A 19,088-nucleotide genomic window follows, 5' to 3' on the forward strand; every position below is an offset into this window, starting at 1 on the left:
ATATGAAATAAATTATACATTCTTTTTAAGTTTTTCACCTTATTTTCAGTCCTCCGAGACTCTGATATTTTTAGAACAAAGGATATGCAAGAAGAGGAAATGACAAAGATTGTGAAGAGGGTACTAATGATTGTAAAAGATAATTTACCCACAGATTGTGAGGAACTTTTAAATAAAATGGAAAAGAAGTTCTTGAGGGATATTAGAGATCTAGGTACAGAAAAAGCATTTGAAAAATGGTACAAGGACTTTAATGACGAGGAAGACGTGGAAATTATAAGTTCTTGAAGACTTCAGAAACCTCCTGACCAGCCTCTTCATAGTCCTTTAAAGTGTCGATAGAACGCCAATATACGCTATCATAGGTTTTACCAGATAAAATACCCTTTTCAGCCAACAAGGGAAATGTAGTTTTTTCCACATCACCTTTAACTGGTAGAAATTCAAAGATTTGGGGCTTCATGTAATATATACCTGCATTAATCCAGTAATCCTTTATTATAGGTTTTTCAACGAACTCGATTATTTTTCCACCATCCTTCATTCTAATTATTCCATAAGGACTTTTAAGTGGTACTAACGCAATTGACGCTAAATCATCAGAATCTTCACTAATCTTCAGTTTATCTAGATCTAAATTTGTAATAATATCGCCGTTTAAAACGTAAAAGGGCTCTTTTATGAAATCCTCTAATCTCTTTATAGCACCTCCAGTACCAAGGGGCTCGGTCTCCGAAAGGATTGCCAATTTTACCTCCAATCTTTCTTGGTTCTTTGATACCCAGTCAAGTAGCACCTCTTTCTTGTATCCAGCTAAAATGTAAACTGATGATATTTTATACCTCTTCAGAAGGAGGATCTGCCATTCTAAAATAGGTTTACCACCGATCTCAACTAAAGGTTTGGGCTTCTCGTCAGTCAAAGGTCTAAGTCTTTTTCCGTAGCCACCAGCTAAAATAACAGCTTTCATATGATTCTCTATCAATTTAAGACATAAATATAAAAAATTATTCACTATTAGAGAACGTAATAAGGAGATATATGGTGTAGGATAAAGATTGAAATTTAGTATATACTGAATTAAACTATATGCTGAATTCTCCAAATAACGATAAACTAGAGGATATTAAAAATATCTGAAAACCTTTATATTAGGTAATTTTAACTGGTAAATTAAGCTTAAAAATAAAAAATCTAATATTATAGAAATTATTACAATATACCTTACTTAACCTCTTACAAGCGCCTCAATGTTAACTCCTTCTAGCTCTAAGAGTTTCTTTTTGAGCTCAATACCTCTTGAGAATCCACCTAAACCGCTCTCTGCTATGATTCTATGGCAAGGGATAATTAAAAGAACAGGATTCTTTGATAAAGCCATACCAACAGCTCTAGGTGACGTTTTCAATGTTTCAGCAATCTCTTTATACGTTTTTACTTTCCCCCATCCTATTCTCCTCACTTCATTAAAGACTCTCCTTCTGAAATTATTCACAAATAGATCTACAGTTTCGTTAAACTCAACTGGTTTTCCTTGGAAATAATTATCGAACTTATGAAAAAGGTCTGTGAAAGTAGAATTATCCACAAGATTTCTCTCTGCACAATCACAAAAATCCAACATAATTATTCCACGTTCATTTTTAGCCACCGTAATTGTCCCTAAAGGACTATTATAAACGCCATATACTATCATTTCAATTTACTTACAGCACTCTGATTCAAATCTTTATTCCTTATCTCTTCAACTAAAGCTTGGACAAATTTTTCCACATTTATGCCCCTTATCTCTATATTTCCTCTTGCTCTAACAGTAACCTTACCTTCATCTTTCTCCTTTCTTCCCACTATAATTAGGTAAGGAACACCATCATCGTATGCTTTCTTAATTCTTTTTGACAAAGTCTCCTCCCCGCTGTCCATATCGACTCTTATTTTATTTTCTCTAAGCTTTGCCATTAGGGAATTACCGTAATCCTCTATCTCATCGGTAATAGGAAGTACTCTCACCTGTATCGGAGAAAGCCAAGTTGGTAACTTACCCCTAAAATGCTCTAATAAAATTGCCATAAACCTATCTATAGATCCGTATATTGCCCTGTGAACCATTACAGGTCTTTTTTTACTTCCGTCCTTATCCACATACTCTAGTTTAAATCTTTCAGGTAAGTTAAAGTCAACCTGAATAGTGGATAATTGCCACCACCTGGATAAACTATCTCTGATGTCGAAATCTATTTTAGGACCATAAAATGCTCCCTCTTTTTCTTTAACTTCGTACTTAATGTTAAGCTCGTTCAATGCACTTATCAATGCATCAGTAGCTTTATTCCATTGCTCATCAGTTCCTATACTTTCATCAGGTCTTGTGCTTAAATTCACTCTGACATCATCTCCCTTGAAACCAAATATGGCTAGAACATCTAATGTCTTCTTCATTAGTAATTTTATTTCGTCCTTAATTTGATCTTCTCTAAGGAAGATATGCCCATCGTCCTGAGTGAATCCCCTAACCCTAAGTAGACCATACAATTCACCTTTTTTCTCCCACCTATACACATGACCAAATTCAGAAAATCTAATTGGTAAATCCTTATAACTTCTTACCTTACTCTTGTAAATCAATATATGAGCTGGACAATTCATGGGTTTAATTCCAAGCTCCTCATCATTATCAATTTCAAAAAGTAACATCTTATCCTTGTAATAGTCATAGTGACCGCTAATCTTCCATAATAAAGACCTGTAAACATGAGAAGTGTAAACCTCCTTATACCCCATACTATCGTTTATCTCTTCCATGAATCTCATCATTTCCTTCCTTATAATTTGTCCATTTGGATGAAACAGCACAACTCCTGGAGGTGCCTCTTCAGGAAAGCTAAACAGGTCTAGTCTATCACCTATAATTCTATGGTCGTATTCTGATACTTTCTCCAACCAATTGAGATAGTCCTTTAATTGTTCCTCCTTTTCAAATCCAACACCTAACACTCGAACATACTGTTTCTCGGGTGAGGGATGATGAACAGATATACTCAATATCTGAAAGTATTTAGGGTGGACATTTTGATTTGGTTTACCCCCATTTAGCTTTATTTGATGCCCATTGTAAACTACAGTAATTGAGCCCCGATTGTCCTCTACTAACTGGTAGTCGTATTGATTATACTTAGCGAAATCCTTTGCTTCATCTAGAGTTAGTATATCAGGAGAGTCAATATCCACATAAAAGTATCTTTCACCTAGTCCTATTTCAACAGGTTTCAAATTACCGGATGAAAGCAAATTTAACGCGTATATCAAACCTGCTTTTAACCATACCTCTTTATAACTTTCCATGTTAGGCATTTTATCTAAAAGTGAATAATATACTTTAATGATCGACAACCCATTACTGATTATCGCCAGTGGAGGAGGGCACACTGGCTTCGCTAGAGCTATTGCTGAATATCTTCCTTTTAAACCAGATTTTGTAATACCCGAAAATGACCGATTTAGCAAAGATATGTTACTCGATTACGCTAGAAAATTATACTATGTAAAAAAGGGAAAGGATCCTGGACAAGGAAATATAGTATTAATGAGAAACTTTCTGAAAATCATTATTGAAAGTGGTAAGATACCGAAATATTTAGCCACCATAGCAACGGGCTCAAACCATTCTCTTATTCCTGCTATGTTTCAGAAAATAAAGGGAAGTGCACTTTATGTAACAGAGAGCCAAGACAGAATTATTACAAGAGGTAAAACAGTATCTGTACTCTCTAAATTTTCCCGTCATGTTTTCTTACATTGGAATGAACAAAAAGGGTTATACGATAATGGAGTAGTAGTTGGTCCTATAGTAGAAAAGCCTAAGTATAAATCGGAAAATAAGGGTTACATACTTGTTACCACAGGGAGTATGGGATTTAAAAAACTATTCGATTCCCTACTTAATTTAAGGGGGAATTATAAGTTTGTGATACAGACAGGTAAAGTTGATCCAACCCCTTACATAGAAAAGAAGCCTGATTGGTCGTTCTTCTCTTTTGACAAAGACATTGAAAGATATATTGCGAATGCTGAGTTAGTTATAACACATCAGGGTAAAACTGCAATGGAATCAGTTGTAATGTACGGTAAGCCTACAATAATAGTTTATAACAAAGACTGGAAAAGTGCAACAACTAAACAGGACACAATTCTGTATTCTAAAATACTAGGAGCCACATTTTTAGACGATCCCTCGACCTGGGACAGTATTAAAGTACTAGAAGATAGTATCCAAAATGTTAGAAAACCTAACCAATTCGAAATAGGTACACCAAAGCTAATAGATATAATTTTAAGTGAATTAGCAGAATTTCTTAGAGAGTGATGAGACGAGCGCTAACAGAGAGAGTGAAGAGGTCACTGCGAACTGAAGAAATATTTCTTATACTAGAAAAAAATAAGGATTTACTTTCAAATGTGGGATGGATAGTGAGTGATCCTTCCTCTCCGCGATGGTGGGACGGATTAGAGACCATAGATGATATACTAGTCTCCTCTATCTTAGTTCAATTGACTAGATGGGAAACAGTGAGGGAAGTTCTTAAAAAATTAAAAGAGAGAGGTATAAGAAGAATTGAAGACCTCGCCTCCTTGGAAGAAAGTGAAATAGAAGAATTAATTAAGAAAGTTAACTTTAGGAGGGCAAAGGCTAAAAGATTAAAAAACCTCGCCATGCTAGTGAAAGAAATAGGAATTCATCGCCTAGTTGTTTCCCCGGAATTATTATCCAATATAGAGGGAATTGGTGACGAGACAAAAGAAGCCATACTACTATTCGCAGGGAATATACCACTTTTTCCAAGATCGGAATACTCTAAACGAGTTTTAAGTAGACTCGCTGGTATTAGACTGAGCAAAAATGATGCCAGACTCTTGGGAGAATATATTTGTGGTCACGATTTATACAAAATAAAATTATTTCATGCAGGAATAGTTTCCGTAGGAAAGTCTTTTTGCAGTAATCAAAACCCAAAATGCAACAGTTGTATATTTAAGGAGATCTGTAAATATAATTCCGTGAAACGACTTGAAACTGTATGAGTATGAGGGAAAGGAGCTATTTAAGGCTGTAGGTATTCCAATACCTAAAGGAGTTGTAACGGATTCTCCTATAAAGTGGGATGGTAAAGCTGTAGTGAAGGCGCAACTACTGGAAGGAGCTAGAGGAAAAAGGGGTCTTGTTAAAGTTACTGATAACGTAGAACAGACTATTGCAGAAATGAAAAAATTGGGCATTCAAAAGTTTCTAGTGGAAGAATTTATTCCGCACACCAGAGAGCTATATATATCAGCTCTTATTGATAGGGATACAGCTGAGCCGATTATCGCTGCTTCTACAGAAGGAGGAATCGATATAGAGAGCAATAGTAATGTTAAAATATTTCACATACCCATGGAGAGAGGCATAAGGAGTTACGACGTCTATAATATAGAAAAATACTTAGGTGTAAAAGGAATAGAACCTATCTTAAAAGGACTTTACAGGCTTATCACCGAATTCGACGCTGAACTTGCCGAGATTAATCCATTGGCAGTAACGAATGACGGTAAAATAATAGCATTGGACTCAAAGGTCATTCTTGAGGATAACGCGCTATTTAGACATGAAGACTTAATACAGAAATTAGGAAGAAAACCCGCAGAATCAAACTATGTGGAGCTAGACGGTGATGTTGGAATAATTGGTAATGGGGCAGGATTAACTATGGCTACAATGGACATGGTCAAAATTATGGGTGGGAATCCTGCAGACTTCTTTGACATAGGAGGTGGAGCAGGAAGAGAGAGAGTTAAGGAAGCTATTATAAATATTGCGTCTAACAAGAAAGTAAAGAAAATTGTTATGAACATATACTCTGGTATAACAAGATGTGACGAAGTAGCTATGGGGATAGTTGAAGCTTTAAAAATCGTGAAAATCCCCATTTACGTTAGATTAGTTGGGACAAATGAGGAAGAAGGGAGAAGAATTTTAAGGGAGAATGGGATACCCGTATATGAAGATGCAAGAAGTTGTATAGGTGATGCTCTACGCTCATAAATAAGAACACAAGAGTTCTAGTTCAAGGGATAACTGGAAGAGAAGGGTCTTTCCATACAGAGAGAATGCTCAAATACGGAACAAAAATCGTTGCAGGAGTTACTCCAGGAAAGGGAGGAACAAAAGTTAACAACGTTCCTGTTTATGATACAGTTGCAGACGCAGTTAAAGAACATGAAATAGATGCAAGTATAATATTTGTCCCTGCAAAATTCGCAACTGATGCAGTATATGAAGCCATAGATAACGGTATAAAGCTCATAGTAGTGATAACTGAGCATATACCAGTCCTTGACATGTTAAGAATATCTAAGTATGCTAAATTAAAGGGTACTAGAATTATTGGACCTAACTGTCCTGGTTTAATAGTTCCGGATGAAGCCTTACTGGGAATACTACCGCCCAGACCCTTTAGGAAAGGAAAGATTGGAATAGTTTCTAGATCCGGTACATTAACCTACGAGATATCTGAGACCATAAAGCATATCGGACAGTCAACAGTCATAGGAATAGGAGGAGATCCAATAATAGGAACAACTATGGACGAAGTAGTTCAGATGTTTGACCAAGACCCTGAAACTGAAGAGATTATTGTAATAGGAGAAATAGGAGGTACTATGGAGGAAAGAGTTGCCAAGCTCAAGAAAGAAGGGAAAATTAAGAAGAAAATGATTGCTTATATTGCAGGAATGACAGCACCAAGAGAGAAAAGAATGGGACATGCAGGAGCAGTAGTTTATATGGGTATGGGTACATTTGATAGTAAAATAAATGCCTTCAAGAATGCTGGAATACCAGTTGCTAAAACACCTTACGAAATCTTAGAACTATTATAGCAACAACCAATACTATAACTACTCCTATAATAATAAGATATAAGCTTAAGGGCGTATTTTTATTTCCTGTTTCCCCTGTAACTTTTACTCCATATAGAGGATTATTTCCGTTATTCAGAAATACTGTTATATTACCACCAGTAGGGAAAAAAATAACAATGTATTTCCCAATCGTATCTATTGTGAAAGGAGTGGTAGAATTATAATATTTAGGTGTAAAGTAAGTTCCATAATAAGTTAGAGTGCCGTTAAGATAAAAGTAATAATAATTGGTCTGATTAATTATAACTTCTCCAATCGGTCTCACGATGCTGTAAGCTGAAGGTATAATTATAGTGGTAAACCCTTTTGATAAGATACTCAGATATGCTATAGATATCTCCTTACTAACATACATATTTGAGCCTGATATCTTAGCCTCAGGGGAGACTAGATATAATGTATAACTTAAAGCAGAGGGGTTAGGCATAAAACTCACGTTTAATGTGTACATGTTTGCATTACTTACGAAACTTGGTAAGTTCTTGTAGCTATTTAGTGATATTGATACATTTAAGGTACCAGCTGAAGGACCTGCATAGTTCTTGGCAAATCCTTGTAGCATTACACCGTATTGAGCTGAAACAGTTAGATAATTATCGCCATTGTAGAATTTTATTGCAGGAATCTGGTTACCTCCTAGATTATAAGTAGTTAACGTGACATTATTGAAAAGGAGGATGTATGCTAAGGTAGATGGATTACTATGATAAAATATATAATATAGATCTGGTACCTGAAAATTTTTATGAAATGTTGAGTAATCATATTTATTTACGTACTCATAGAGATTAGAATAACTCCAGTTCAGAAACACACTTACATTATATTCAGTCCCTGTGGATGTCGCATTAAGTACATAATGATAGATATTCGCTGTACCATTTCCTATGGCATAGGAACTTAATGTGTAAGATAAGAAACTTCCTGATGCTAATAGAACGAAAAGTATGGGGAGGAACTGCATTGGAGGACCCTCTCATGGGCCCGGTGGGATTTGAACCCACGGCCTTCCGGTTATCAGCCGGACGCTCTACCAGGCTAAGCTACGGGCCCATTTATATCATAGAAACTTAGTTTTAAAAGACTTATGGTCATTCCGTAGACGTAAAAATAACTTCACCTGTTTGTGCAGATCTTTCAAATCACAATATTTCAGCTTTTAGGTCAATATGTCTTCACAAATCAAGCCGCCCATCGCTCATCATAAATATACACGTAATTATTAATAGATCAAAATTAAATATCCTATCTACTTTTACTACTGGCTAAATTATCTGTTACTTAGTTTTTCTACAGCTATAGATGGGTATCTATTTCTTACTTGATCTAAGAGATTTTGATTCTCACTCTTTATTTTGTTAATTCTCATCACGTATATAGCAATATCTAGACTGTCCCAAACTTCACTCTCGTCCGACGAAATGATGTAAACGCTTGACCCTAAATCTATAGGCTTACCCGGGGAAGTGACATAAACTGAGAAAGGTTCCTTTGACTGTTCAAAGGATATTTTATTGACGTCAATCAACTCTGCTCTAACTGGTGCTGAAAATATTTTTCTGAGATTCTCTTCCTGAAGTTTTAGATTTAACCCTTCAAGTTCATTAAGGCTAGAAAATTTCGTCTTAGTAAACTGTTTAATTAATTTATCTTCTACAGCTGTGGAAGTGGCTTTCTTACCTTCAACTATATTTGAGTATACTACTTTCATTGCTCCACAATCTGTGTGAGGTAAAAGCACAACTTCGTCAATGAGATTTTTGTACTTGATTAGAGTTGTTTTAAGAGAATTTACATTAGCCCCAGCGTTCCTAATAACAATGGAGTCATTGAAATTTTCTGCTAAATATCTATTTAATCTTCTATCCATACAAGATATAACTAGTTTCATCAAGATAGTATTATTACTTAGATGTTATAAGTTTTTCCAAAATTATAATTTTAATTTTATTTAATTTTATTCATAAAATTCTGTTATCTTCTACAAAAATAGTGATATGTAATAGAATTCATTCAATTATAGATTGTAATTTCATAAACGATTAACTCTATCCTTCTATCTTACTTATTTGTATGTTTTTCTCAAAAATCTCTTTCTGCCAACTATCCCATATTTTTAAAAACACCTATATCGATGAGAAAACTTTACAAAGTACCTAAATTTCTTAGGCAGGAGACGTTAAACGGACATATCCAGAGAAAAAGTGATAAAATAAAGATGATGCCTTTTTCTTTTTTATCTGTACTAGCTTATTCTCTTACCACATATGTATTAACATACCCAAGTTTTTTTTGTTAATGACCTAAGTAAGTACTTGCCCTATTGGGAGGTCTTTCTTATACTCTCTCTACCATACCTATCAAGAGTAGTTGGTGGGTTCATTTACACCCACGTTAAATCATTTTCAATACCCTTTATTATACTGGGAATACTGACAATTTTACAAGACGAAATAAACCTTCTCTTTATTGTAAGGTTTCTTATAGGGATAATATTTGGGCTCACAATAACCTACGCTCTAGATAAAGCCTCTAAATCAAACCTAATGACCGGAATAACAACAGCAGGAAGAAGTATAGGATGGCTACTATCCTACATATCATACTCCCTAATACACAATTGGAATGAGATAAACATATTAAGTGGAATAATAATCATAGCCGCTTCTCTACTCGGTATAAGAGAAATAGGTATTAAAAAATTTGAAAGAAAAAGTGAAAGAAAAGTACAAGAGGGAAAGAAGAGGAACTCAGTAAAATTTACCTCATTACTCCTCTACTTTTCAGCAATGACACCAGGGTTTCTACTACAAGTTATCCCTTCCATACTGGAAAAAGAAGGGTTAGTTAACCTCCTACTCCCATCATATATCCTTTCCATATTTACTTATATCCTATTGCCTTTAGTAGGAGCTAATATTGGTTACAAATTAGCAACAGTGTTAGCCTCAACTACAACACTCATAACTGGAGTACTCACATTTACAATATTTCCTTACGCAGTCCTGATGTTTGCCCCATTTTCTCTAAGCCTAACAGCAGTAGTACCACGGTATCTTATCAGTAAAGGCGAAAGGACTGAGAACCTTAGAATAGCACAGAACATAGGCTCAACTAGTGGTATTATAATCCCAGTACTCTTTGCTATCAATCCAGAAACATCAGAGTACTTCTTATCAATATGCTCTTTAATATCAATTCTCATATAGAATAAACTCAATTAATCACTAAGAGGGAAATATAGTTTTATATCAGGTAATTTTTCTAATTTACAAACTTTTATATTCATCGCCGCTGGTGGTATACCTAGTGAGGAATAAGGTCTAAGTTAGTTATAACTTGTTATGTACAGAAGGAAACATAAATTACAGGGTATGATAACTATGTAGTTACTGTAAATAAAGACCATATTTAGAAATAGTGTAGGACTTAATTATACAAAAAACAATATCACTTGATAGAAAAAATAATTTATCTCAATCATTCGGTGTATACAAAGGAGTTAGTACTCCTCCTGAATTCTTTACAGGGGTAACGTAGAATTCAAGCTCTACTTCTGATTGGTTTAAAGGCTTAAAAACCACACACAGGAAAGTAGTCCTATAGAGTGGATCTAATACTGTGGCTGACCTTGCTGAACCATTATCTAGTAGAAAAGTTGAACCTCCACTTGAAAGTTCATTTATTGCAGGTTTGTAAACCTTTATTGTGATGTTAAGGTACTCATGTCCATTCATATAAAATACAGTCGCATTGATCAGCGATATATTAAGTAACGGATTATTTAAAAATGAACTTGGAACCACACTACTGGGATTTATTGGCGAGTAAAGTAAGAACCAGTCCTTACTTACTTCAATCTTTGATATATTTAATATTACGAAAGCTGTAACTATGGTAAGATTAGTTAAGTTATAGAACTTAATTCCGCTTTTTATTAGGAAAGGATACTGACCTACTAAAGGGTTTTGTCGATAAATAGGTGAAGAAGCCTCCACAGGAGTTATAACAGTATTACTACCGGAAGTACTTCTACTTTGCTGAATAGTAGTAAATAAGAAAACACTTTCGATCACCACTATTACAATTAATGCTAATGAAATTATTTTCCAGGTATTCACATTAACCACCTCCTAAATAGATAGTCCATCCTGCTCCTACCGACTGAGTACTCCAAGGATAACATGAATCCCAGAAATTACCTATCGTCATTGCTACGAAGTTAATAGGATACGCATTATAATAGCCGTTTGTTGATTGCATTGCAGGTGTCAATATGATAGTATTTGTAGGCCATTTCCAGTCAGTTTGAGCTTCGGAATTAGTGCCTGGCTGATTAAGTGCCCATTTCCATCCTTCTACATAGTTTGGATTAGTTCCTGTTGGTAGATATGTCTGGCCTACAATATTATATATATAGAATGTTTCACTAACACCCGAGGTAAGAGATACACCAGCTTCGTTCATAACGTTTAGGCTTAATGAAAGCTGCGTACTCTGGCTAGTGGTTCCAGTCACATTATATTCCCAATAGTTATTGGGACTCACTTCATAAATAAAAGTGTTAGATGGCTGATTTGTTATGTTTATATATTGGACCATTGTAGGTCCGTTAGGATCACTTAATCCTCCATCATCTTCATACCAACATCCACCACTAGCTGCGACTCTTCCATAATTAACCACAAATACAGGTAGCAACACTTGGCCATCCAATAGCTTTATACCATTGCCAAAATAGACGCTTACTTGATCGGCAGATAAAATATATTTATTACTGGCATTATACGGTAACCAGTTTGTTATAACTACGGCTGTAACATTCTGAGTATTTATAGTGGGAATCGGATCCCCTGTACTTCCTTGTGTTATTTGGTTGCTTAGTGCCAGTTGAGATAGTATTAGAATAGTAGTCACCACTAATAATCTCATAATCTGGTGGAAGTACTTCATCAATTATAAATTATATTTTTATAGCTTTTTTTTTTTCTCTGGAAAGTTTTTACAACATGTAGATACCATTCTCTCTATATTAAAATTCTTGTAGGTAAATAATGTTATACTATTAATAATATGTGGTTTTAAGTAAAAAATATTCAGAGTAAACTTTATATATAATTTCGTATTAAATTGACTATTTCCGTCGGGTTTGATACTGTTAAATCATTCAAAATATTTATTAATGGACATACATATACGACAAATTTAATAAAGAGGATAATATTGGAGCTAGACTTAATCTGTTCTCAGCTAGTAAAATAGCATTATATAGGCTCTTTGGACAAGATCGTGGAAACTTACATTAGCATTGGGGGTGTTGGGGACACCCCCACAGTGGACCGGCCGGGATTTGAACCCGGGACCTCTCGGTTGCAAGCCAAGCACTCTTCCAGGCTGAGCTACCGGCCCATTGTTATGTATGTTAAGTTGTCCAAAATAAAAATTTTGTCCACTGGATTAAGCTTATAAATATTAAATAAACTACTTATCTGATGCAAAGTACTAGTATACTGGCTAGAATTGATAAGTTTAAATTTCTCGATGCTATAATTATTGGATCTCTAGCACTATTCTCAATACTTATACGAATCATTAGCATTACTGCGTTCCCTCAAACTATAAATGGGTTTGACTCGTGGTACCTCTTTTATAACGCTTTATTAATTGTTAAAGCAGGAGGTAACTGGTATGCTGTGCCCCCAGATGTACATGCATGGTTCCCCTGGGGTTACTTTATCGAGCTCGAAAATACAATAGGACTCCCATTTTTAGTAGCATTATTTTCAGTACCTTTCTACTCAATATTTGGTCAAAACATCGTTTATACGCTAACTCTTGTATCTCCTATAGTGCTTGACGGAATAGGTGTAGTAGCAGCGTTTTTAGCAGTAGAATCTATTACGAATAGTAGAGTAGGTGGATATATAGCTGCTGCAATTACAGCGTTCACTCCATCATTAACCTATAAGAATATTCTCGGAAGCCTACCTAAGACGTCATGGGGAGGCGTCTTTGTACTTTTCACAATATATTTCCTTAGTTTAGCAATCAAAAAGAAGAAACCATTGTACGGAATACCTGCAGGTATAATGATTTTCTTAGCAAACATAACTTGGGGAGGATATACCTATATAGACATAAGTTTAGCTATAGCTGCATTTCTGATAGTACTATTTAATAAAAATGATGAAATCTCTGCGAAAACATTAACTATCTCAGGAATAACAGCAGCTTTTCTAACATCTCTCTCTCCTAACACTATAGGATTCATGTCTGAAGTAGCTCACGGTTTAGCATTACTTATAATTCCACTATTCTTATATTTAGACCTATATCTAAGAAGAGTTCTGCCTAAGGATATTGTAGATTCTAAGAACATAGTAATAGGAGCAGCAATAATACTTCTCGTATCCCTTGTAGTCTTAGGATCAGTTGCATTTAAAGTACAACTTATACCAAGTAGATACTACGCTATAATAAATCCATTCTTCCAATTTACAGTTCCAATAGATAGGACAGTAGCAGAATATATTCCACAATCTATCGCAGCTATGATTCAAGATTTTGGAATAGGTCTTTTCCTTTCAATTATTGGAATTTACTTTTTACTTACAAGAAAACAAGATATGGCTGGAATATGGTTAGTGGTTCTTGGAGCTGCAAGCATATACGGAACTTCAGAGCAGCCCTATCTGTTTAATTATACAATATATATAGTAGCAGCATTGGCAGGAGTAGCTGTCGCTGAACTTTTTTCCAGATTCATGGAAAGGAAAATAAGGATAGCGCCAATACTAATGCTGACCTTAATTGGAGTTGCCTTATTAGCTGATGCAGGTATAGCTGTAGAGGCATCGTATGCACCTCAAGCACTAATTAATTCCTCAACATCGTACTTGACAACCAACTACGCTTGGATTTCTGCACTTGATTGGATAAATCAAAACACTCCAAATAATGCGTTTATATTAAGCTGGTGGGACTATGGATATTGGATACATGCTGTAGGAAATAGAACAGTTATAGATGAGAATAACACGTTGAACGGTACCCAGATAAAATTAATGGCAGAGATGTTCCTTAATAACGAGAGCTTTGCAGTTAATGTGCTAGAGAATGATTTTCATTTATATCCTTATGGAAATCCAAATTATACTAGACCAGTTTACATAGTAGCCTATGATGCTGTCACAGAATATATAGTTAACAATCAATACCCTGTATGGTTTATAGGCTATCCCACTAACTTTCCAGGTACTTTCATCGGATACACAACTAGCCTAGGTGATATAGCAAAAGCCATTGGAGCAATGACTACAATAGCAGGATACAATACAAACAGTTATGTAAATACCACATATATAAATGAGACAGCAAGTTATGCCGCACAGTACAATTCTCAATTGGCTTCAATTATAGCCAACTCGCTACCTATGGCATGGACACCAAAGACCTATAATTCCTTGATAGGTAGTATGTTCATTGAGGCTATCCAGTCCTTGAATCAAGGACCTGTGCAAGCACCATTCTCTATTAGTTTATCTCAATTACTTCAATCTTCTTCTACATCGTTATACAATCCCAATGCCCTCTTACCTAGAGTGAATCTAATGTACTTTAAACCAGTGTATATAGCATTGTTCCCCTTATCCGTAACTAACGCATTAGGAGGAGAAGCTATAGTATACATTATGGTCTATATATATCAATTCGTTATGCCAAACGTTATAATTCCACCTACAATTTCAACAGCTTAACTTTACACCCTTTTTTAATTCGATTCTATATTTTACATATTTATCGACGGGAGAAAAACGAGGAGGTATTGGTATGAATGTCTTTTCACCACAAGTAGGACATCTTTCGCTCATCGTATAAGTATAGTCTTTATTACATCTTCTTATTTTGGATTTCACTTCTTAACCACCGAAAACGTTACGTTTTCATGCTGGCTTATCTCCTTAATCAAGTTGATTAGTTCCTGTAAAGCATTTGATACCAACTTCTGATCTGTACCTATCACATCAATCCTATACCTGGGAGCACCTATTGTATATATTTTAACTTCTACATCAAGGTCATCTATTTTTTCAACTGCAGTGTCAATTACTTTTTTGATTTTTTCAACACCACCAGGATCAATAGTCCTTAACGATATTACATCACTGGCTTTCACTTTTTTCTCTTCAATGTGTTTACCTATCTCTTCCATCAGTGGTTTTATCCATATGTCTGGAACTCCGGCATCTTTAAGTATCTTATCTCCCTCCTTATAGGCTTTCAAAAGGCTGTCAAAGGCATTTCCGTATTTCTCCTCCAATTTAAAGGCAATGTCTCTCCACGCCTCGTCTTCTTTTTTACCTAATTTTTGTGAAACTATTTCCAATATCTTATCAACTCTTTGTGTCTTCTTCCATAACATCATCTTTTTCTTCTTTTCGTCTTCTGTAACTTTTTTAAGGGAAACGTCAACTGTTCCTTTTTTCCTATCTATTCTTATTACTTTTACAACTATTTTTCTATCTTCTTTTAATACATCTCGAATATTTTTTACCCATCTACTGCTTATCTCACTCCAAGGTAGAAAAGCTTGGAGATTAGAATACTCGTCTAAATAAACATAACTTCCATAATCAAAAATCTGTTTTACCGTTGCAACTAAAACTTCTCCGTCTGATGGGAACTTGTTTCTGTTGTATATCATTTTAACCTAGTATTCTTACTGTATCTCCCTCTATTTTTGCTTTACCACCCTTGGGGATTACGATTTGAGCCCCACACGATAAACACCTTACTGGAAATGTGGCGTTAGAGAATATCACCTGTTCATTATTGCATTGCCTACATTTAACTCTGATAAATTTGCTCTTGGGCTCCGGTATAAGAATTTTAAACTTTGCCTTCATTTGACCACCTCTACCAACTCTAACTTCTTTAACCTCATACCTTCCTTTACAATAGTATAACTACATTTCTGGCATTTTAGCACTAATGTTTGTTTCTTAGTCGTCTTTGCAAATCTTTTTTGCTCTGGTTTTCTCTTGCTACCGTAACCTACATTCTTTCTCTCATATCTTCTCTGACCTTCAGCTAAACTCCTTCTTTTGCCACCTTTGTATAGTGAGACTGAGTGCTCAGTATGGGTCTTACACTTAGGGCAATAGGTCTTAATAACTTTAGGAACTTTCATCCCTATTCACTACTTCTAAAGGAGTAATAAATCCAGCGGTCGATAGTAATAGGACAAGATGTAGAGGTAGAAGAATAAAATCACCAGAATTTAACGTGATGTTGTTATAGGTAAGTGGATTTACAACTTTGCACAATATTTTTCCGTCTTTAGTATAGTAATTACCAGATAGATAATTCTTATAAATATTTTTCATCATAGAAATTAGACCTAGTAATTCTTTGTCGAATCCTTTAGGCTGAATGGACTCTACAACTTTAGAAATTCTTAATTCAAAAAGTGATTCTGCCAATTCTTCATAAACAGAAACTTCAGCTTTATGAATATCATCAGCAAATTTTACTCTAAGTTTTCTCAGGTTATGAATATATTTTTCTAAGTCCTCTGTGCGTATTTCAGAGATCTCCTCTTCTTTCCTAAGCTCATTCATTACCATTTCATCTAACATGTGCTTTTATCACCCCATAGCCCTTGAGTGCTAAATAAACTCCAGTTTTTGCTGATAGTTTGGTTATTTCTCCTCTCCTCAATTGAATTTCATGTCCTAATACATTAAATTTTCCTGAAAGGTTAGATTGAAATGCTACAATTCCCTCAAAAGGAGATAGATACTCGTCATATTCAAACTTATCATTTACAATTTCAATAACTTTAAGACCTGCTTTACCATTCAGGGAGCCAGGTATTCTCACCAATCTTTTAGGATCTACAGTGACTTGTTCGTCTATCTTAACTCCATTTATACCTCTAGCAAATCTGCCCAACCATCCAGGGCCTGATTCAGAATTTGACTCATAAGGCGGAGAAGGAGACATTATATATTCAGCTATCTCCCTTCTATCCTCTGAATCCAGATTCGCCCATTCATTATAACAATCTACTCTAATGTGGAACCCCCTGTTTCCAGAGAAGAAGATCCTAGGTTTAAGCCCAAAGTCCTGTATCAGAATATCCTTTAAAACTAGAGCATTTTCAAAAACTCTATTAATACAATCAACTGTAATTTCACTTATCTCCCTAACCTCACCATCGCAGGTCTCAGATAAAATCTCCATTCCGCTACAAAACCTTCTTACATTAATCTCACATATATCATCAGCATCAAGATCGAATAGTAGATCGGATCCTAACCAACCTTTCTGCTCCATTTCTTTGGCAGATGGAATCTGGTATCTTGCTGCTGAGAAATACAAATGAAGTGGAACATTAGACAAAATGAAACTTCTTAATTCGTCCACACTTGAAAAGGTTAAATGCCTGACGTACGTGTCAGAATTGAAGGGTTGATATGCGAATTCCCTAAGCTCTATATCTTGTGGTAAATCTAATACAGCATTCTCGTAATAACTTCTAAAAATCTGATAAATAATCTTACTCTGACCTTGGAGCGATATAGAAATCTGCATAACCCCCTTTTGGAAGATTATATCTTAATTTTAATGGTAATTGCGAACCAAATGCAATTTCTAACGTATCCGAAGGTCTTCTCATCTTAGTAGTGTTTGAAACATGCTCAAGACCGTACAAACTCTCTGCATCAGTTCCTGTACTTTCCAACAAGCCACCATTTTCTAAGCTAAGCTCCACAATAGATTCTCCCATATCGCCCATCACAGAAAGATAAAGTTTTCCGTTCTGTGCTTTAAACCTGATTGAGTCACCCCCTATTTGGTCAAATTCGTCCAAAAGATCACCAAAGGTGGAAGTCAGTATATTAGCTCTAAATGGAAATTCGAGATTTATACTTGGAGTTTCAACCTCATCAGGAGATAAGACGGGTAAAGAAAACGTTCTTAGGTACTCGCCGTCTAATGTAAACATGATCTTATCTTTTTCAAGTTCTAAATATAATATGTCTTCCTTAGATACGTTTTTTATTACTTCATTAACGTCCTTCAAGCTCACACCAATTTTCATCTCGTTTTCCAGATTATATTCCTCAAAGTAATCTTTAGGCACGAATATGTCGATATAAACAACCTTAGAAGGATCCATTCCCTTAACTTTGAACCCATCATTACCAAACAGAAGAGTTGCCTCGCTCACATACTGCGATAAAGTCTTAAAAATGTAAGAAAACCCTAAGGCATCTACTACTTTAACTTTCATGTCAAGTAAAATATAATTTATGTTAAAATTTTAAAGCCTGGGGTTCGGTTCCTCTGTTTCAAAATCCTCTCCCCCAGCTAAGACCTTTTGAACTTCGGCATATAATTGGTCTAATCCACTGAAATTAGTTGAAGATACAGGGATAGGAAAACTCTCTAAGTTCTCCACGATAGTCTTTACAAGCTCAAAAGAATATTCATCAATGGAACCTAATTCATCTATTATAGATCCATCTTCAATCCAACTCCTCATCCTCTCTAATTCACTACTACTTAGGAGGTCAACCTTAGATAATACTGATATCTGTGGCATATCAATTCTGAATTTTATAGAGCTAGATAATAGAAACAAAGATAGAAAGCTCTTAGGGTCTTTGCTTAAATATGAGTCGAATAGGAAAACTGAAACCGATTTACTTCCTTCACTTATAAACGATGATAATATTTTACCTGTGTCCCTGTATGCAAAAAGTTCTATTTGACCAGGAGTGTCAACTAAAACGTAATTGGCTTGAAGCTGATTTAGATCTTCTTTGAGCTCTTTAGCTTTAGTTAAGAGTAGATCTACGGAAATCACTAGTGAGGAATTAGGACCTAATTCGTACTTATTCATCACATCATATACATCAACGTACTCTCTGGCATCGATATCTGGTTTGTAAGGCAATACTTCCACTGCTGGATCTAGGTTAATTATTGCTGTGTCTAACTCATTGTTTAACAAATAATCTTGTAAAGCCTTAACTAAAGTGGTCTTACCTGAACCTGCAGTTCCTAGTACAAATATAAAGTACATTTCTTTTAATCTTAAAAGCTTGTTAGAATTAAATACT

22 protein-coding genes and 2 tRNA genes are annotated in these 19,088 nt (G+C 35.2%); 7 read left to right on the forward strand and 17 right to left on the reverse strand.

Annotated elements, in window-relative coordinates:
• Positions 1–84: 84 nt before the first annotated feature.
• Positions 85–288, forward strand: coding sequence for a hypothetical protein (locus SACI_RS06010; protein WP_015385585.1), 204 nt, complete (start codon positions 85–87; stop codon positions 286–288).
• Here the strand turns inward: SACI_RS06010 and SACI_RS06015 are convergent.
• The 3 genes from SACI_RS06015 to thrS all read right to left on the reverse strand — a co-directional run bounded on the left by SACI_RS06015 (position 275) and on the right by thrS (position 3,342).
• Positions 275–970: a nucleotidyltransferase family protein gene (locus SACI_RS06015; protein WP_011278106.1), complete on the reverse strand. Its 696-nt coding sequence runs from the start codon at positions 968–970 to the stop codon at positions 275–277. The two genes, SACI_RS06010 and SACI_RS06015, sit on opposite strands and share 14 nt — an antisense overlap.
• Before the next feature lie 258 nt (positions 971–1,228).
• Positions 1,229–1,696: a methylated-DNA--[protein]-cysteine S-methyltransferase gene (locus tag SACI_RS06020; RefSeq protein WP_011278107.1), complete on the reverse strand. Its 468-nt coding sequence runs from the start codon at positions 1,694–1,696 to the stop codon at positions 1,229–1,231.
• The gene (gene thrS, locus SACI_RS06025) at positions 1,693–3,342 is read right to left on the reverse strand and encodes a threonine--tRNA ligase (RefSeq protein WP_015385586.1); all 1,650 of its coding nucleotides are present in this window, start codon (positions 3,340–3,342) and stop codon (positions 1,693–1,695) included. Before thrS ends, SACI_RS06020 begins: the two co-directional genes overlap by 4 nt.
• A 37-nt stretch (positions 3,343–3,379) precedes the next feature.
• Here thrS and SACI_RS06030 point away from each other — a divergent pair, with 37 nt between their 5' ends.
• From SACI_RS06030 to sucD, 4 genes are read left to right on the forward strand one after another with little or no spacing between them, the layout of a single operon-like run.
• Entirely contained in the window at positions 3,380–4,363 is a 984-nt protein-coding gene (locus SACI_RS06030; RefSeq protein ID WP_011278109.1) for a UDP-N-acetylglucosamine--N-acetylmuramyl-(pentapeptide) pyrophosphoryl-undecaprenol N-acetylglucosamine transferase, read from the forward strand.
• Positions 4,363–5,079 carry a DNA endonuclease III gene (locus SACI_RS06035; protein WP_011278110.1) on the forward strand — a complete coding sequence of 239 codons (717 nt, stop codon included), beginning with the start codon at positions 4,363–4,365 and terminating at the stop codon, positions 5,077–5,079. The genes SACI_RS06030 and SACI_RS06035 overlap by 1 nt, the downstream gene beginning before the upstream one ends.
• A complete protein-coding gene (locus SACI_RS06040; RefSeq protein ID WP_011278111.1) occupies positions 5,066–6,079 on the forward strand; it encodes a succinate--CoA ligase subunit beta in 1,014 nt (337 codons plus the stop codon). The genes SACI_RS06035 and SACI_RS06040 overlap by 14 nt, the downstream gene beginning before the upstream one ends.
• A complete protein-coding gene (gene sucD / locus SACI_RS06045; RefSeq protein WP_080504015.1) occupies positions 6,076–6,915 on the forward strand; it encodes a succinate--CoA ligase subunit alpha in 840 nt (279 codons plus the stop codon). Before SACI_RS06040 ends, sucD begins: the two co-directional genes overlap by 4 nt.
• Here sucD and SACI_RS06050 read toward each other — a convergent pair.
• The 3 genes from SACI_RS06050 to SACI_RS06060 form a co-directional block, all read right to left on the reverse strand.
• Positions 6,881–7,921 (reverse strand): hypothetical protein, encoded by a 1,041-nt coding sequence (locus SACI_RS06050; protein ID WP_011278113.1) that lies wholly within the window; start codon positions 7,919–7,921, stop codon positions 6,881–6,883. The genes sucD and SACI_RS06050 overlap by 35 nt on opposite strands.
• Before the next feature lie 15 nt (positions 7,922–7,936).
• Positions 7,937–8,010 (reverse strand) — tRNA-Ile (locus SACI_RS06055).
• 217 nt (positions 8,011–8,227) lie between these two features.
• Positions 8,228–8,848: a carbonic anhydrase gene (locus SACI_RS06060; protein WP_230937953.1), complete on the reverse strand. Its 621-nt coding sequence runs from the start codon at positions 8,846–8,848 to the stop codon at positions 8,228–8,230.
• 424 nt (positions 8,849–9,272) lie between these two features.
• Here SACI_RS06060 and SACI_RS06065 point away from each other — a divergent pair, with 424 nt between their 5' ends.
• Complete coding sequence (locus tag SACI_RS06065) at positions 9,273–10,166, forward strand: hypothetical protein (protein WP_011278115.1); 894 nt, start codon at positions 9,273–9,275, stop codon at positions 10,164–10,166.
• 267 nt (positions 10,167–10,433) lie between these two features.
• Here SACI_RS06065 and SACI_RS06070 read toward each other — a convergent pair whose 3' ends face one another.
• From SACI_RS06070 to SACI_RS06080, 3 genes are all read right to left on the reverse strand, one after another.
• A complete protein-coding gene (locus tag SACI_RS06070) occupies positions 10,434–11,078 on the reverse strand; it encodes a hypothetical protein (RefSeq protein WP_011278116.1) in 645 nt (214 codons plus the stop codon).
• Position 11,079: 1 nt separating this feature from the next.
• Positions 11,080–11,889, reverse strand: a complete 810-nt coding sequence (locus SACI_RS06075; protein ID WP_230937952.1) for a hypothetical protein — start codon at positions 11,887–11,889, stop codon at positions 11,080–11,082.
• A 403-nt stretch (positions 11,890–12,292) separates the two neighbouring features.
• Positions 12,293–12,366: transfer RNA gene (locus SACI_RS06080), tRNA-Ala, on the reverse strand.
• Between the two features lie 83 nt (positions 12,367–12,449).
• Here SACI_RS06080 and SACI_RS06085 point away from each other — a divergent pair.
• The gene (locus tag SACI_RS06085) at positions 12,450–14,714 is read left to right on the forward strand and encodes an STT3 domain-containing protein (RefSeq protein WP_011278118.1); all 2,265 of its coding nucleotides are present in this window, start codon (positions 12,450–12,452) and stop codon (positions 14,712–14,714) included.
• On the opposite strand, the gene SACI_RS11640 is transcribed toward SACI_RS06085, so the two are convergent.
• The 8 genes from SACI_RS11640 to SACI_RS06120 are packed head-to-tail and all read right to left on the reverse strand — an operon-like array spanning position 14,703 to position 19,051.
• Positions 14,703–14,873, reverse strand: a complete 171-nt coding sequence (locus SACI_RS11640) for an RNA-protein complex protein Nop10 (RefSeq protein WP_011277169.1) — start codon at positions 14,871–14,873, stop codon at positions 14,703–14,705. The genes SACI_RS06085 and SACI_RS11640 overlap by 12 nt on opposite strands.
• Positions 14,870–15,661, reverse strand: coding sequence for a translation initiation factor IF-2 subunit alpha (locus tag SACI_RS06090; RefSeq protein ID WP_011278119.1), 792 nt, complete (start codon positions 15,659–15,661; stop codon positions 14,870–14,872). Before SACI_RS06090 ends, SACI_RS11640 begins: the two co-directional genes overlap by 4 nt.
• Before the next feature lies 1 nt (position 15,662).
• Positions 15,663–15,863 (reverse strand): 30S ribosomal protein S27e, encoded by a 201-nt coding sequence (locus SACI_RS06095; RefSeq protein ID WP_011278120.1) that lies wholly within the window; start codon positions 15,861–15,863, stop codon positions 15,663–15,665.
• Complete coding sequence (locus SACI_RS06100; protein WP_011278121.1) at positions 15,860–16,147, reverse strand: 50S ribosomal protein L44e; 288 nt, start codon at positions 16,145–16,147, stop codon at positions 15,860–15,862. Before SACI_RS06100 ends, SACI_RS06095 begins: the two co-directional genes overlap by 4 nt.
• Entirely contained in the window at positions 16,134–16,595 is a 462-nt protein-coding gene (locus SACI_RS06105) for a hypothetical protein (RefSeq protein ID WP_011278122.1), read from the reverse strand. The genes SACI_RS06100 and SACI_RS06105 overlap by 14 nt, the downstream gene beginning before the upstream one ends.
• A complete protein-coding gene (priS, locus tag SACI_RS06110; RefSeq protein WP_011278123.1) occupies positions 16,585–17,553 on the reverse strand; it encodes a DNA primase small subunit PriS in 969 nt (322 codons plus the stop codon). Before priS ends, SACI_RS06105 begins: the two co-directional genes overlap by 11 nt.
• Positions 17,519–18,256: a DNA polymerase sliding clamp gene (locus SACI_RS06115; RefSeq protein WP_011278124.1), complete on the reverse strand. Its 738-nt coding sequence runs from the start codon at positions 18,254–18,256 to the stop codon at positions 17,519–17,521. The genes priS and SACI_RS06115 overlap by 35 nt, the downstream gene beginning before the upstream one ends.
• Before the next feature lie 30 nt (positions 18,257–18,286).
• The gene (locus tag SACI_RS06120; RefSeq protein ID WP_011278125.1) at positions 18,287–19,051 is read right to left on the reverse strand and encodes an ATP/GTP-binding protein; all 765 of its coding nucleotides are present in this window, start codon (positions 19,049–19,051) and stop codon (positions 18,287–18,289) included.
• Between the last annotated feature and the right edge of the window lie 37 nt (positions 19,052–19,088).

It is taken from the genome of Sulfolobus acidocaldarius DSM 639 (assembly GCF_000012285.1).
Classification (GTDB): Archaea; Thermoproteota; Thermoprotei_A; order Sulfolobales; family Sulfolobaceae; genus Sulfolobus; species Sulfolobus acidocaldarius.